This is a genomic window from Halomonas ventosae (assembly GCF_004361885.1).
GTDB lineage: Bacteria > Pseudomonadota > Gammaproteobacteria > Pseudomonadales > Halomonadaceae > Halomonas > Halomonas ventosae_C.
The window spans coordinates 35,262-50,501 of record NZ_SNWH01000018.1; the positions used below are offsets into that span (position 1 = coordinate 35,262).

The window sequence follows — 15,240 nt, forward strand, 5'->3', positions numbered from 1 at the left end:
TTACCCAAGACGAAGATCGCCGAGCAGGATGTCGATCAGTTGCTCCTCATGAACCGCCCTGCCCCGCGCCTCCAGGGCAGATCGCAGCTTGGGATCCCAGCGCGCCTCGCGCGGGCGTCCCGCCAAAAGCCTGCCACCGAGATCCGCATACTCCAGAAGATCCCCGACTCCCATCCGCCAGGGCCGCATGGCGAAGCGCTCAAGCAGAGCGTTGGCGATCCTGATGCCCGCCCAGTCGAAATCGCCATGATAGTGAAGCACGGCGCCGGCGGCCTCCAGCTGCTCCAGCAGGGTGAGTACGGCGGCACCCGGCTGGCCCCAGGTGACCACCAGTGGCGCACCTGCGGCTCCCAGCCGCTCGGCGGCCTCGGCCAGCACGGCGGGATTCTCGCAGACGAAGACATCCCGCCCCGCACACGCCCACGCCGGGGGATGGCGCAGCAGTTGGCGCAGGGTCAGCCAGCTCGGCTCCGCCTGTTGGCAGTAACAGGACAGGGCCCTATCCAGAGACTGCCCGGGGCGCACGGGAAGCCGCCAGGTCAACACCGCGCTGGTGATATCACCGCCCATCAGTACGCCGGCATGGGCCCAGAGGCTGCGCTCGTCGGAATCCACCCGGGCGACCCCGCCCCGCCAGTGACGCGCCAAGGCCCGACGCACCAGGGCGGCTACCGGCCTGCCGGCATCCAGGCCATGGGCATCGCCCAGACACTCGGCCGCCAGGGCGCTCAGGCTCAGGCCCTGAACCGGCAGGCGCTCCAGCACGCCGAGTGCTTGTTCGAGAAGCCTCTGGCCCTGGGATTCATTGCCCCTCGCCAGCCGCTTGAGCAGCCCGTTGGCCTGCAGTGCCTCCAGCCAATCGGCCACCCCGAGAAGCTCGGCCCTCCGGCGATAGCCGTCCAGCATTTCCTTCCAGCGCCGCCGTTCGGCCTCGCGCTCGGCACGCGCATCGATCAGAGGGCCATCGAGCGCTTCCAGGGCAACGCGAAGGTCGGCCGCCACGCCGGCTCTGGCCAGCGCCCGGGACAAGGCCTCCAGCTCCACGCTCAGCGACTTGCCCTGGCGGGGAGAGCGCCCGATCAGGCGCTCCACGGCGGCCCGTTCGGCGTCGCTGACCCGGCTCAGGGAGAGCCGCCCGCCACCATCACGCAACAGCTTGCGCGCCAGCTTGTGGCGCAGGCGTGCGAGTTCGTTTCCGCCCAGTAGACGCTGCAGGCGTTCAGGCTCCATCAGAACAGGCTGTCCATGCCGCCACCTGCTATTTCATCAGCCGCCAGGGGAGCAGACTCGCGTGCCTGGGATACCGGCTCCTCGTCGCGCACCCGGCGGCGTCCATCCCACTGCCAGCGGGTGACGTGGACCGCCTCGACCCCCTCGCGACGCACCAGCTGGGCGATGGCCAGGCCCGGCACGTCCGGGTAACAGCCCCACTCGCGTTCCGAGGTCATGATGGCGTCCAGGTCGAACTGGGCCAGCAGCCCCATGCTCTTCGCCCGGGCATCGTCATCGATGCCGGCGAAGACCTCGTCGAGCATCACCATTCGCGGGGCAAGATAATGCGCGCTGCTGTAGTGGCTGGCCGCGGCGGCGAACAGCGGCAGGGTGATCACCAGCGCCCGCTCGCCGCCGGAGGCAGGTCCATAGGCCGGACGCCACTGGCCGTTCTGATGGCGGTCGACCACGAAGCGGTGCCAGAAGCGGTAGTCCAGGGCACGCTCGAGGATCTCCTGCAGGGCACCGCCCTCATCGCTGGCCCGGGCCTCCTCGATGCGCCGGCGCAGGAAGTCACCCACCACCTCGCGATCCTCGGGGGACCAGGCGTCCAGAGCCTGGCGGCGCAGCCGCTGGCAGACATCGGCCAGCCCCGCGGGGGCCGTCAGTCCGCCGGCGCTCTGGCCTTCACTCAGCGGCTCCCAGCGGATGCGCAGGCGCATGCCGGTGCTGGTGGGGCGACTCTCCAACTCGCGGTTCATTCTCATGACATCGCGCTCGGTAGCGGTGATGCGCTCCTGAATATGGCTGGCCACCTCGTCGATCAGGTAGTTCTCCAGCAGCTCGCGCTCCCGGGCATTGAGCAGTGCCTGACGCTGGGTGATCTCCTCGCTCAGCTGACGCCCCAGGGCATCGGGGTCCTGGCGCCGCCCCTGGAAGATGATGCGCACCAGCAGCAGGTCGTCACGCGCCTCGGCCAGGCAATCGTGGCCGCCACGCGACAGGACGTCGGTGAGCAGCTTGATATGCTCGTGCAGCCTGCCCTGGTGGGCATGCCAGCTGTCATCGTCGGCATTCAGGTGGTGTGTGGCCTGGGCGGCGGCCCGGGCCAGACGCACGGCGGGATCCGGCGCCCAGGAGGCGGGCGGCTCGCGCTCGGCGAAGGCCTCGGGGGCGGCGACGCGCAGCAGCCCCTCGTCCACCAGGGCGCGGAAGGCGTCGATGGCCTCGAGGCGTCGCCCGTCCCACTCGGCCAGGCGTTGCTCGTCGTTGTCGACCTTCTCCTCGAAGCGCGCCACCTTGCCGAGCAGCTCGCTGTGGCGCTGCTCGAGCTCACGCTGTTCGTGGACCAGCCGCTCACGCTCCAGGCGAATCGCCTCCAGCTGGTGCTCCAGGGCCTGCACCTCGGCCCCCATGGACTCGCGCAGGGTATCCCGACGCACCGCGGCTTCCCTGGCCTGCTCGGTGGCCTCGGCGTGCTCCCACGTCGCCTGTTGTAGTGCTTCCCGGGCGGCCTCGGTCTCCTCGCTTCGCTCGCCATGGCGTCGCCGGGCCTCGTCGCTCGCCCTGACGGCCTGGAACAGCTCACCAATGGCCAGCCGATAGTCGCCCAAGGCAGACTCGACCCGCCCCAGTGCCTCACGCTCGGCGGGCAGGCACAGATCCTCGGCGGCCTGATAGAGCTCGCCGCGCAGCGCCTCCAGCGCCTCGCGGGCACTATCCAGCGCCTCCCGGGCCCGCTCCAGGCGTTCGGCCTGCAGATCCCGGGCACGGCGCGCCGCTGCCTCAGTGGCATGGGCGTCGCGCAGCAACTGGGCGGTGGGCCGCTGCCGCCACTCCTGCTCGGCTGCCGCCAGGCGCGCTGCCAGGGCCTCCAGCTCGGCGGCGATCTCGGCCCGCTGGCGGGCCAGCGCGGAGAGCTCCTCCTCGATGGCCGCCAGGCGCCGCTGTCGGGCGGCCTCCCGCGCCGCATGGCCGATATGCACCGCCGCCGGCTTGCCCCACTGGCCACGCAGCGGCCCCAGCCGCCAGTGGCCAGTCTCGCTGACCCAGGCGAAGGCCACGGAGTCGCCTATCCCGATGCTCGCCAACAGGCGCTCGACCACCTCACGGGCCACCGGCGGCTCGCCATGAAGGTCGGGACAGAGCGCGTCCGCCAGGCTGGTGCCCGGCGCCTCGGCCTCGGGCACCAGCAGGCTGTCCCAGGTCTCGGCCGCGAGCAATTGGCCGTCGGGCATCAGCCAGGCGTCCAGCAGGCCGGCGGCCTCCAGGGCCGCCTCCAGGCCGGCACGCGGCGCGTCGGCCAGCTCGGGCTTGAAGTCCACCAGTTGCCACAGCGGCGCGCCCGGCCGCCCCTCGCGCGCCGCCTCGCCCCGGGTGTAGGGCGCGGGCGGTGCGGACTCGCCACCGGCCTCCAGGCGAGCACGCTCCTCCTCGAGTTCGTGGCGCACCGCCTCGATCTCCTCGCCTGACTGCTGCAGGGTGAGACGCTGTCGGCCCAGGCGTTCGCGCAGCGTATCCCGCGCCTTGGAGAGCCCCGCCTCGGCGGGATCAGCGTCGCCCAGGTGAGCGCACCAGCCCTCGAGCTCGGCCAGCAGCGCCTCCGTGTCCTCCGGTGCCAGCTCGGTCAGCCGTTCCAGGTGACGGCGCCAGGCCGACTGCAGCGACTCGGCCACCCCGGCCCGGGCCTCGGCGGCCTCCTGCAGATCGTCCTCGCGGTTGGCCAGGGTCTCCTCTTCGCGACGCGCCTCATGCTCGGCCTGGTGAAAGCGCCGCTCGGCCTGTTCCACCTCCGCGAGACGCCCCTGCAGGTGCTGGACGCCTGCCAGACGACGACGCTGCAGCTCACGCAGCGCCTGCTGCAGCGCCTCGCTATCGACAGCAGTGTGCGCCTCGAGCTCGCCGGCATGCCGCTGGTGCTCGGCGGCAAGCCCGGCGGCCCCGGCCACCTCGGCACTCTCAGCACACCGCTGGCGCAGGGTCTCGGCGGATTCTTGCTGCGCCTGCTCGGCCTCCTGCAGACGAGCCTCGGCCCGCTCGCGGTCGCGGCGCGCCCTTTCCCACAGCGTCGCCTGCTTCTCGGCGTGCTGGGCGCGCTGACGGGCCTGCTCGTCGGCATTGGCAAGCGCCTCGGCGGAGCGCATGGCCTCGCTGGCCTCCAGGGTCCGCTGCCGTGCCGCGAGGTCCCGCAGCGTGCCCTCCTGGGCCTGCCGGGCCTCGGCCAGGGTATCGCGTTCGGCCTCGGCGGCGTGAAGTTCCTGGCGATCCTTGCCCAGCTGCACGCGATTGCGCTCATGCTCGGCGTGGGCGCCGGTCAGGGTATCGGCGCGGCGACGCACGGCGATGCCGGCATAGTGGCGATAGTGCCCCAGGAAGGCCTCCACGGCGCGGGCGGTCTCCTTCAGGCCCTGAATCTCCTCGCGATAGGCGTCCAGGCTGCGGTAGGCCTCGGCGACCTCGCCGATCAGGCCGCGACCCAGCGGCGGCAGGGCATCGCTGAGCGCCAGGGAGAGGCGGTTGGGATCGGGCTTCTTGGCCAGCTGCGGTTGGCGCAGCTGCAGCAGCAGGTCGAGCAGGGCACCGTAGCGCTGCTCACCCAGGTGGAACAGCGCCTCGTCGATGGCACGCCGATAGTCGGCGGCGCGATCGAAGAGCTGTCCCTCGCTGTCCAGCGCCTGGATCAGCCGGTCGCGGCTGAGGCTACGTCCATTCTCGATCAGGAAGAGGTCACGCCCGACGCGCTGCGGGGTGGTGAAGAACCAGGAACGCACGGGGCGCCCTGCCACCGCCTTGAGGCCGCAGCCCACCGTGAAGGTCTCGGACCCCGCCTCGCCCTGGCGGCCGAACTCCAGCCAGGTGTAGCCCAGCCGCTCCTGGTACTCGCCCACCAGCAGGTTCCACTCCATGCGCTTGGCGCTGTCGCCGTCGGGTTCCACCCGGGAGGGGATCAGCTGGCCATCGAGCAGGAACGGCAGGGTCAGTGCCATCACCTTGGACTTGCCGGTGCCGTTGTTACCGCGCAGCAGCAGGCGGCCATCGTGGAAATGGAAGGTCTCCTCGTCGTAGTAGAAGATCTCCACCAGGCCACAGCGCAGGGGCTGCCAGCGCTGGCTGCGCGGTTCGGGAAGCTCACTCATCGCTCAAGGGGTCCGCCAGGTCGGGTTGTCGGGTCGGGTTGTCGCATCGTTTGCCCGGAAAGTTGCTCGCCATCGTCGTCGGGCCTGGCCGCCGGCTGGACGCGGAAGCGCCCCAGGGCCGGCAGGGGCAGGATACGCTCCCCTTGGCGTGTCACCAGGCGCAGCGACGCCAGGCGCACCAGGGTCTGTCGGCATAGGCCATGCGCGGCGCCCGGCTCGCAGGCCGACTTGCGCCAGTAGCGGCGATAGTCCTGCTGCCAGCCCCGAATCCAGGCTTCCGCCTCGTCCAGGCTGACGCCATCGGGACCTACCGCGGCCAGCCGTTCGGCCATCAGCAGCGCCAGGTGCCCCTCGGTGCCTTCCGCCGGGATCTTCTCGTCGGTCAGCTCGCCGTCGGGATCGACCAGTGCCACCCCTTCGGCCCGCGCCTCGGGCACCAGGCCGGTGGCCTGTTGGAGGCGTCGCAGCATGACGCCGCGCTGGTTGGTCAGATAGGCCGCCTCGTCCTCGTCGAGCTCCTGCCAGTAGACCACGGGGTCATCCAGCAGGCGGCGCGCCAGTCGGTGGCGCAGCTCACGATTGCGACCCTCCGGGGTGTCGGGCACGAAGGTCTCGGCCAGGGCGTGCAGTCGCGCCTCCAGGTCGAGCTCGCCATCGGCGCCGTTCAGGGCCACCAGCGAAGGCCCCCGCGCGGTGACCAGCAGGGCCGACAGCACGCGCCGGTCGACGTCATAGAGGACGTCGCCCTCCAGGCCGCGGCGCAGGAACTGCTCTTCATCGCCGGCCACCCGCACCAGCACGCCCAGTTCCATCAGCAGACGCACCACGACCACGAGATCGCGGCGCGCCTCCTGATGATCCAGGGTGAAGGCCAGGCCGCGTTCGGCGAGTGCCGGGTCGCTCACCGCCTGGCCCAACCCCTCCCCCAACCGGCCCAGGGTGATCTGGGCATCACCACGCTCGAGGTCGGCCAGCAGCAGGCAGAACAGCGCATAGCGGCGGCGGTTGAAGGTCTTGCGCTGGGTGCCGCGACCGACCCGGGCCGGACGGGTGGCATCGCGCCTGTCGGCGGGACGCTTGTGCAGGCGCACGAAGTCGCGCTCGCTCTGCAGGTGCCAGCCGGTCTCGCGGGCCAGCCAGTCGCGCAGCGCTGCAGCATGGCGGCGCACCAGGGGGAAGGCCGCGTCGTCGGCACGAATCAGCGGCCTGGCCAGCAGCGCCCGCAGGGCACGGCGCTGCTCCTCCAGGCGCTGGCGCTCCAGGGTATCGCTCAGCTCGATCATGCGCTCTCCTCAAGGTCCAGGATCTCGAGGCGATAGTCACGGCCACTCAGGGCGCCGGCGGTGGTACGGATGGTGGCCGAGGTCTCCGACCCCAGCGGGCTCAAGGTGATGCGCAGGCCGCCATCCGCGGTCGTGGTGGTGACCGGGGCGTCATCGCCCTGGCTGGCCGCCAGGGCATCTCCCAGCAGGTTGAGCAGCAGGCGAAAGGCGCCATCATCCAGCTCGCCTCGCTCACACAGCTCGGAGAGCCGCTTAGCGCCTCGCTCCACCAGCTGCCGCCGCGCGGATCGGGCGGAACTGGCCTCCTCGGCCAGCTGGCGGGCGAGCAGTTCGCGCTCCCGCGCCCGACTACGTAACTTGGGCGGGGGGCCGGCTTTCTGATAGCTGCCGGTGGCGCGCAGGCGGGGCTGCACCTGCATGCCGGGTGCCTCGGCCCAGGGGGTGCTGGCCGGCACCGGCTCCTGCTGCCATCGCTCGCTGGTCTCGGCATCGATGACCAGATGACGCGCCGGGGTCAAGCCGAAGGCGGTGCGCCACAGGCGGTGGGCCTCGCCGTCATCCTCACACTCGAGAAACCAGCGCGCCAAAGTGCGAAAATCCGCCGAGCGATCGCTGCGCGCCATGCGCCGCTCGTTAAGTCGAGCGACCATCTCCAGCAGCTGGGTCACGGCACGCCGGGCACTGCTGCGCAGCAGCCTAGCCTGAGCCTGGCGCCCGGGTTGATCGAGGAACCAGGCGCGCAGCCCCTCCCAGTGGCCGTGCCAGCGCCGCCAGGCCTCGGCAAAGTCACGCTCGCGCTGCTCGCCGTCATCCAGCGATTCGCCGGGCGCCAGATCGGCCAGTTCCCGTTCGGCCGCCTGGCGCAGCAGCCGGTCCACCGGCGCCTCGCGGCGCTCTCGGTCGCCATCACCGTCGCCGCTCAGGGTGCGGATCAGCTCGGCGATCTCGCCGGACGCGGTGGTCAAATCGCCAAGGAAGCGCTCGATATAGCCGATCACTCGCTCCTTGTAAAGCAGGAAGGCATCGGCATCGCTGTCCTGGCTCTCCAGGGAGCGGTTCAGGCCGGTCATGAAGGCGCGAGCATTCTCGGCCAGATCGGTAAAGACACCGGCCAGGTCGCGCAGCAGCAGCTGGCTCTGGGTGGCATCCGGCGCCTCGCTCTGGGCTAGCGTCAGCAGCGCCCGCAGCCGGGCACGGATATCCTCTAGCGCCACCCTCTGCAGGGCGCCGCGCCGGCCCAGCTCCTGATCATAGGTGGCAAGCGCCGCCTCCACCGCCTCGCCGTGGCGGGTGATCTGGTAGACATAGAGGGCGCGGTAGTAGTCCTCGACACTGGTGACCCGGGCGTTGTCGCGCTCGGCATCCAGGTTGCCCCAGATGACCAGCTGCGTCAGCGCCGCCTGTACCGTCGCCAATTCCGGCTCGTTGATCTGCTGCTGGACATCCTCCGGACGCAGATGCACCAGGAAGTGTGACTTGGCCTCGACGAAGGTGTGCATCACCTCACGATAGAGGTCGGCCTTCTCGGCAGTGACGTAACTGAAGGGGGTGTAGTCCAAGATGTCTCCCGGTTACTCGGTTGGCGAAACGCCCGACACACCTGCTTGGTGAGTCGGGCGTCTTCCAACGTCAAACTTATGACTCACCGCTCATGTTCGGGCTTTTCGAACACCCAACTCGTGCCCTCGCGGGAATCCTTGAGGAGGATGCCCTGCGCGGCGAGCTCATCACGGATGGCGTCGGCGGTGGCAAAGTCCCGGGCCTGCTTGGCCGCAGCGCGCGCGTCGATCCTGGCCTGAATCTCGCCTTCCGGGAGCGGCAGGTCGTCGGCCCCGCCCTTGAGAAAAGTGGCAGGGTCCTGTCCCAGCAGCCCCAGGATGCCGCCCAGACGTCGCAGTTCACGGGCCAGCGCCGGCGCCTCGCCGGGGGCTTCCTGCTTGGCTCGGTTCAGTTCACGAGCCAGCTCGAAGAGTACCGACAGCGCTTCAGGGGTATTGAAATCGTCGTCCATGGCCGCCGTGAAACGCGCAGCGAAGCGGGAATCCAGCCCCATGACGGTGCTATCGACCGCTTCGTCGAGGCCCCATCCTTCCAGGGCCGTGTAGAAGCGTTCCAGCGCCTTGCGGGCATCAAGCAGCGACGCCGGTGCATAGTTGATCGGGCTGCGGTAGTGGCTGGCCACCAGCAAATAGCGCACCACCTCCGGATCGTGGTGTGCCAATACCTCGCGAATGGTGAAGAAATTGCCCAGCGACTTGGACATCTTCTCATGATTCACCCGCACCGCCCCGGCGTGCATCCAGGTATTGACGTAGGCCTGGCCGGTGGCCGCCTCGCTCTGGGCGATCTCGTTCTCGTGGTGGGGGAACATCAGGTCCGGCCCGCCGCCATGGATATCGAAGGTCTCGCCCAGGCAACAGGTGGACATCGCCGAGCACTCGATGTGCCAGCCGGGCCGCCCCTCGCCCCACGGCGAGGGCCAGCTGGCCTCGCCGGGCTTGACCGCCTTCCACAGCACGAAGTCCAGCGGGTCCTCCTTGTGCTCGTCCACATCGATGCGGGCGCCGGCGCGCATCTCGTCGGGGTCGCGGTTGCTGAGCTTGCCGTAGCCAGCGAAGCGGCGCACCCGGTAGTAGACGTCGCCGTTGTCGGCGGCGTAGGCGTAGCCCTTGGTGATCAGCGTCTCGATCATGGCGAGGATCTCGTCGATATGTCGAGTCGCGCGCGGCTCGTGATCCGGGGGTAGCACCCCCAGACGCGCCTCGTCCTCGTGCATGGCCGCGATCATGCGCTCGGTGAGGGCAGCGATCGACTCGCCGTTCTCCTCGGCGCGCCGGAGGATTTTGTCGTCGATGTCGGTGATGTTGCGCACGTAGGTGACGTTATAACCCTGGGCCCGCAGGTAGCGGGTGATGACGTCGAAGGCCACCATCACCCGGGCGTGGCCCAGGTGGCAGAAGTCGTAGACGGTCATGCCGCAGACGTACATGCGCACGCGGCCCGGCTCGATGGGGGTAAAGGGCTCCTTACGACGGGTCAAGGTGTTGTAGATCTGCATGTCGGTGCTCACCTTCACCCCTTCTTGGTATCTTGTGCTTTCTTCTGGACTTCCTGCTTCTGAACCTTGGCCCAGCTGTCCTTGAGCCCCACGGTGCGGTTGAACACCAACCGACCTTCACGGCTGGCATGGCGATCGGCGCAGAAGTAACCGACCCGCTCAAACTGGAAGCGACTCTCCGCCTCGGCCGCCGCCAGGCTCGGCTCACCGATGGCCTGCACGGTGACCAGCGACTCGGGATTGAGGTGCTCGAGGAAGTCGGCATCCCTGTTCTTATCGGGCTGCTCCTCGAGAAAGAGATTGTCGTAGAGGCGCACCTCAAGGGGCACGCCATGCTCGGCGCTGACCCAGTGGATCACCCCCTTCACCTTGCGCCCCTCAGGGTTCTTGCCCAGGGTGTCGAAGTCCACCGAGCAGCGCAGCTCGCTGATCTCGCCGGCGGCGTCCTTGATCACCTCGTCGCAGCGGATCACGTAGCTGTTGCGCAGGCGTACTTCCTTGCCCGGTGCCAGGCGGAAGAACTTCTTGGGCGGCTCCTCCATAAAGTCATCGTGATCAATGTAAATTTCACGAGTCAACGGCACCTTGCGCACCGCCATATCCTCGCGGGCGGGGTGGCCGGGCACCTCGTAGCGTTCTTCATGGCCCTCGGGCACGTTGGTCAACACCACCTTCAACGGCCTGAGCACGGCCATCGCGCGTGGGGCGTTATCCTCGAGGTCCGCACGGATGGCATGGTAGAGCATGGCGATATCCACCAGGCCGCCATCGGCACGGGTCACGCCAATCATCTCGCAGAACTTGCGGATCGAGGCCGGCGTGTAGCCGCGACGCCGCATGCCGGAGATGGTCGGCAGGCGCGGGTCATCCCAGCCGTCGACGATACCCTCGTCCACCAGCAGCTTGAGCTTGCGCTTGGAGGTTAGGGTGTAATTGAGGTTGAGTCGCGCAAACTCGATCTGGCGAGGCTTCGTCGGTACCGGCAGGTTATCGAGGAACCACTCGTAGAGCGGGCGATGATCCTCGAACTCCAAGGTGCAGATCGAGTGGGTCACCCCTTCGATGGCATCCGACTGGCCATGGGTGAAGTCGTAGGAGGGGTAGATCTTCCACTTGTCGCCGGTCTGGTGGTGGCTGGCGTGGCGGATGCGGTAGAGGATCGGGTCGCGCAGATTGATGTTCGGCGCGGCCATGTCGATCTTCGCCCGCAACACCTTCTCGCCCTCGGCGAACTCCCCGGTGCGCATGCGCTCGAGCAGGTCGAGGTTCTCGTCCGCGCTGCGCTCGCGATAGGGGCTCGGCTTGCCCGCCTCGGTCAAGGTGCCGCGGTACTCGCGGATCTCGTCCGGCGAGAGGTCATCGACATAGGCCTTGCCCTCGCGTACCAGCAGCTGTGCCCAGGCGTAGAGCTGGTCGAAGTAGTCCGAGGCGAAGCGCACCGGCCCCGCCCACTCGAAGCCCAGCCAGTGAACGTCCGCCTTGATGGCGTCGATGTAGGCCTGCTCCTCCTTGGCCGGATTGGTGTCGTCGAAGCGCAGATGACAGTCGCCACCGAAGTGCTCGGCGAGCCCGAAATTCAGGCAGATCGACTTGGCGTGGCCGATATGCAGGAAGCCGTTGGGCTCGGGCGGGAAGCGGGTCACGATCTTCCCGCGACGACCGGCCTCGATCTCCTCGCGGATCTGGTGGCGGATGAAATTCGGCGCGCTGGTGGTATCGGTGGACATGTCGGAAAAAACGACCTCTGGTTTGGGAGGGGCGGATCGGTGCTGCAAGAAAAGCCTGCACCGCTCGTGGCTGATCCGGCGACAAGCCCCGGGGTGCCGGACCATCGAGGAGGCGCTGTGAACCCATCCCTGGGCGCTACCGACGCCATCCCTGGCGTAGGACCTCCTCTTCGGCTTATCCCCAGCGCCCCTCGCCGCAGGCCTCCAGGAACACTTCCGGTTCGAGTGGACTCGCTTCGCGCATGGAAGCAAAACCGCTATTATAGCGCCACAGCCATGGGCAACGCCAAGGCAACGCCCCCTTACCGCACAGGAACGTATCGATGATCGTACTGCAGACCAACTTCGGCGATATCACCATCAAGCTCGACCACGAGAAGGCGCCCAAGACCGCCGCCAACTTCGAGCAGTACGTCCGCGATGGCTTCTACGATGGCACCCTCTTTCATCGCGTGATCCCGGGCTTCATGGTGCAGGGCGGCGGTTTCGACACCGACTTCAACCAGAAGCCGACCCGTGACCCGATCGACAACGAGGCCGACAACGGCCTGAAGAACACCACTGGCACCCTGGCCATGGCGCGCACCCAGGACCCGCACTCCGCCACCGCCCAGTTCTTCATCAACGTCGCCGACAACGACTTCCTCAATCACAGCAGCAAGACCATCCAGGGATGGGGCTACTGCGTGTTCGGCGAGGTGGTTGAGGGCATGGACGTGGTCGAGAAGATCAAGCAAGTGCCCACCACCCGTCGCGGCATGCATGCCGACGTGCCCAGCGAGGACGTGGTGATCCAGAAGGCCTACGTCAAGGACGAGGCGGAGGCCTGATCCTCGCTCGCCCTGCCCCATGCCCGCCTCGATCGGAAATGTTAGGCGGGCGTGGGGCGTTGCATCGCCTGACGTGTTTCCTCCTCCAACAGGGCCGCCCATGACCACCCTGCTGATTTCCGACCTACACCTGCATCCCGGCTCCCCCCGGGTCACCGAGGGCTTTCTTCACTGGCTGGAGGCGCGCGCCCGGGTCGGTGATGCCCTGTATATCCTCGGCGACTTGTTCGAGGCATGGATCGGCGATGACCTGCTCGATCTGGCTGAGCAGGATTCCACCGGTAACGCTGCGCTGGCGGCAGGCATTGCCGCCGCCCTCAGGCGCCTAGCCGAGGGTGGCACGGCCATCTACCTCATGCACGGCAACCGCGACTTCCTGGTGGGCAGCCGATTCGCCGCGGAGGCCGGCGCCTCCCTACTGCCAGACCCCACGGTGCTCGAACTCGGCGGCAAGCGTGTCCTGCTGATGCATGGCGACAGCCTATGCACCCGGGACGAGGCCTACATGGCCTTCCGGCAACAGGCCCGGGACCCGCAGTGGCAGGCGCAGGTGCTCGCGATGCCGATCCAAGAGCGCATCGCCCTGGCGGGGCAACTGCGCAAGCAGTCCGGTGAAGCCAACTCCAACAAGGCCGAGGACATCATGGATGTGACCCCGGGCGAGGTGGTGAACGTCATGGCCGAGCACGGCGTCACCACGCTGATCCATGGCCATACCCACCGGCCGGCCGTTCACGAGATCGAGGTCGACAGTCGGCCGGCCAGGCGCTATGTGCTGGGCGACTGGCAGCCCGCTAAGGGCTGGGAGATCGCCATCGAGGACAGCAGTGAGCCGCAGCTGCAGGCGTTCCCGCTTCCCTGACATGGCGCCCTGGATGGCGCTTGTTGCTGCCTTGAAAAGCAAACCCCGAGGCCAAGACCCCGGGATTTGCTTTTAGCTCGGCGCTGGGCGGCTCCTACAGCCGCTTGATCTCCGCCTCCTCGCGCAGCTTATCGATCAGCCCCTGGAAGATTACCTGGGCCCGCAACCGTTCGACCATGCTGGCCACGAAGGACTCGATCTGCGCGTTGGGTTCGCCGGGCTGCACTTCGTCCAGGGCGATCATCACCACGCGCTGACCATCCACCGCATGGCCATAGACCGGGGCGTTACTCTGGGGATGCGGCAGACGAAAGACCGCCTGGATCAGGGCATTGGACAGGTTGTTGTTGCTCTGGCGGCTGATGGACTCGACCTGCTGCCACTCGATCTGCTGCGACTCACCGGCACGCAGGCGCTCGACACGCTCGGCGGCCAGTTCGACTAGCGCTTCGCGGGTCTTCTCGCGGCGCACCGCGGCCTTGACCTCATCGCGGACCTCGTCCAGCGGCAGAATGGTCGCCTCGCGATGTTCGGTCACGCGCAGCACCAGGCGGCGATCCTCGTCGAGCTCGATCACCTCGCTGTTGTAGCCCTCTGCCAGCACATCGTTGCTGAAGGCCTGTTCCATCACGCCAGGCTCGGAGAGCACACCCTCCTCGGCGCCATCGCGCCCCACCCAGTCGCTATGCTGCAGCTCCAGGCCCAGATCCTCGGCCACGCTAGCCAGGTTCTCGGCGGCGAAGCTGTCATCGATCAGCCGCTGCACCTTCTCGTTGAAGGCATCGGTGACCTGCTCGCGAGCCAGCTGCCGGCGCAGCTGGTCACGGCTCTCCTCGAAACTGGGACGATCGATATCGGTGACCTTGATCAGGTGCAAGCCGTTGTCGGTCTCGACGATCCCCGACACTTCGCCCTCGCCCAGCGAGAAGGCCGCTTGTTCGAAGGCATCACCGAAGAAACCGCGCGAGATCACCCCCAGGTCGCCACCGTCATCGCTGGTCGAGGTATCCTCGGAGACCTCGGCGGCCAGCTCGGCGAAGGCCTCGCCCTCGGCGAGGCGCTGCTGGACCCGTTCGAGAATAGCCTCGGCCTCCGCGCGGCTTCGCGCGTCACCATACGTCACCATAATGTGCGAGACCCGGCGGTCGGCTTCGGCGGCGCCGTCCTGCCAGGCCGCGCGAAGTGCCTCCTCGCTGACCTCGGCATGCTCAGCCATCTGCTGACGATCCAGTACCACATAGTTGAGCTTGACCTGCTCCGGACGCCGGTAATCCTCGCGGTGAGCTTGGTAATAGGCGTTGATTGCCTGCTCATCGACCTCGGGCGGCGATGCAAGGTCCGACGGCCCCAGGACATGGTAGCGAAAGCTGCGGGTCTGACGTTGCAGTGCAGCAAGGCGCTCACGCTCCTCCTCCAGGCTAAAAACGCTGGTCGCCAGGCCCTGCTGAAGCTGCTGGCGCTTAACGTCGACACGCAGCTGCTGGCGGAACGACAGGGGCGTAAAACCGGCACTGGCCAGGCGATTGCGGAACAGCTGCCGATCGAAGCGGCCGTTAGCGTCCTGGAATTCCGGCAGGTTAACGATCAGCTGATCAAGCTGCTGTTCGGAGACGTAGAGACCACCCCGTTCGGCATACTGGGTGAGCAGGCGATCAATAATCAGCGTGTCGAGCATCTCGGCGCGCAGCGCCCGCTCCTGTTCGGGCGGCACCTGCCCGCTGCGAATCGCGCGCTGGACCTCCATTTCCAGTTGCTGGCGGGTGATGGGCTCGCCATTGACATCGGCGACCTCGTCGCCACTGTTGCCAAGCAGCCCGACCAGTGACTCCACACCGAACAGCGCCATGGTCACGACGATGGCACCGATGATGATCTTCGCGCCCCAGCTCCTGGAGCGGTCACGAATACGTTGCAGCATGCAGGCCTCTGCGGATCAAATGAGTCGGGTCGCGGCACATTATACGCATCAGCGCGTCTCACGCGACGCCGGTGGCGGTAAAGGTTGCCAAAGAAACCTCAACGAAAAAAACGACCGATATCGAGTAGGAGGGGGAGTCGCCTCCCCCGTCCTCTCACACCACCGGGCATACGGTTCCGTACCACGGCGGTTCACGAAGAACGATTAAGCCCTC

General features: G+C 67.8%; 9 protein-coding genes. 2 read left to right on the top strand and 7 right to left on the bottom strand.

What is annotated here, in order from left to right; genetic code table 11:
- The 6 genes from DFO68_RS12290 to DFO68_RS12315 all read right to left on the bottom strand — a co-directional run bounded on the left by DFO68_RS12290 (position 1) and on the right by DFO68_RS12315 (position 11,416).
- Entirely contained in the window at positions 1 to 1,230 is a 1,230-nt protein-coding gene (locus tag DFO68_RS12290) for a TIGR02679 family protein (protein ID WP_133483934.1), read from the bottom strand.
- Entirely contained in the window at positions 1,230 to 5,348 is a 4,119-nt protein-coding gene (locus tag DFO68_RS12295) for a TIGR02680 family protein (protein WP_133483935.1), read from the bottom strand. Before DFO68_RS12295 ends, DFO68_RS12290 begins: the two co-directional genes overlap by 1 nt.
- On the bottom strand, positions 5,345 to 6,631 hold the full coding sequence (locus tag DFO68_RS12300; RefSeq protein ID WP_133483936.1) for a TIGR02678 family protein: 1,287 nt from the start codon (positions 6,629 to 6,631) through the stop codon (positions 5,345 to 5,347). Before DFO68_RS12300 ends, DFO68_RS12295 begins: the two co-directional genes overlap by 4 nt.
- Positions 6,628 to 8,190 carry a TIGR02677 family protein gene (locus DFO68_RS12305; protein ID WP_133483937.1) on the bottom strand — a complete coding sequence of 521 codons (1,563 nt, stop codon included), beginning with the start codon at positions 8,188 to 8,190 and terminating at the stop codon, positions 6,628 to 6,630. Before DFO68_RS12305 ends, DFO68_RS12300 begins: the two co-directional genes overlap by 4 nt.
- Before the next feature lie 83 nt (positions 8,191 to 8,273).
- Complete coding sequence (cysS, locus tag DFO68_RS12310; RefSeq protein WP_208107423.1) at positions 8,274 to 9,689, bottom strand: cysteine--tRNA ligase; 1,416 nt, start codon at positions 9,687 to 9,689, stop codon at positions 8,274 to 8,276.
- Positions 9,690 to 9,703: 14 nt separating this feature from the next.
- Positions 9,704 to 11,416 carry a glutamine--tRNA ligase/YqeY domain fusion protein gene (locus DFO68_RS12315; RefSeq protein ID WP_133483939.1) on the bottom strand — a complete coding sequence of 571 codons (1,713 nt, stop codon included), beginning with the start codon at positions 11,414 to 11,416 and terminating at the stop codon, positions 9,704 to 9,706.
- 323 nt (positions 11,417 to 11,739) lie between these two features.
- On the opposite strand from DFO68_RS12315, the gene DFO68_RS12320 reads away from it, so the two are divergent.
- Together DFO68_RS12320 and DFO68_RS12325 are read left to right on the top strand one after the other, a co-directional pair.
- The gene (locus tag DFO68_RS12320) at positions 11,740 to 12,246 is read left to right on the top strand and encodes a peptidylprolyl isomerase (protein ID WP_133483940.1); all 507 of its coding nucleotides are present in this window, start codon (positions 11,740 to 11,742) and stop codon (positions 12,244 to 12,246) included.
- Between the two features lie 100 nt (positions 12,247 to 12,346).
- The gene (locus tag DFO68_RS12325) at positions 12,347 to 13,108 is read left to right on the top strand and encodes a UDP-2,3-diacylglucosamine diphosphatase (protein WP_133483941.1); all 762 of its coding nucleotides are present in this window, start codon (positions 12,347 to 12,349) and stop codon (positions 13,106 to 13,108) included.
- Between the two features lie 94 nt (positions 13,109 to 13,202).
- Here DFO68_RS12325 and DFO68_RS12330 read toward each other — a convergent pair whose 3' ends face one another.
- Positions 13,203 to 15,026, bottom strand: coding sequence for a SurA N-terminal domain-containing protein (locus DFO68_RS12330; RefSeq protein WP_133483942.1), 1,824 nt, complete (start codon positions 15,024 to 15,026; stop codon positions 13,203 to 13,205).
- Positions 15,027 to 15,240: the final 214 nt, after the last annotated feature.

Excerpts from the sequence above, each read along its gene's own strand:
- DFO68_RS12300 (WP_133483936.1), bottom strand. The coding sequence starts at position 6,631 with ATGATCGAGCTGAGCGATACCCTGGAGCGCCAGCGCCTGGAGGAGCAG.
- DFO68_RS12320 (WP_133483940.1), top strand. The coding sequence starts at position 11,740 with ATGATCGTACTGCAGACCAACTTCGGCGATATCACCATCAAGCTCGAC.
- cysS (WP_208107423.1), bottom strand. The coding sequence starts at position 9,689 with ATGCAGATCTACAACACCTTGACCCGTCGTAAGGAGCCCTTTACCCCC.
- DFO68_RS12295 (WP_133483935.1), bottom strand. The coding sequence starts at position 5,348 with ATGAGTGAGCTTCCCGAACCGCGCAGCCAGCGCTGGCAGCCCCTGCGC.
- DFO68_RS12325 (WP_133483941.1), top strand. The coding sequence starts at position 12,347 with ATGACCACCCTGCTGATTTCCGACCTACACCTGCATCCCGGCTCCCCC.
- DFO68_RS12315 (WP_133483939.1), bottom strand. The coding sequence starts at position 11,416 with ATGTCCACCGATACCACCAGCGCGCCGAATTTCATCCGCCACCAGATC.
- DFO68_RS12290 (WP_133483934.1), bottom strand. The coding sequence starts at position 1,230 with ATGGAGCCTGAACGCCTGCAGCGTCTACTGGGCGGAAACGAACTCGCA.
- DFO68_RS12330 (WP_133483942.1), bottom strand. The coding sequence starts at position 15,026 with ATGCTGCAACGTATTCGTGACCGCTCCAGGAGCTGGGGCGCGAAGATC.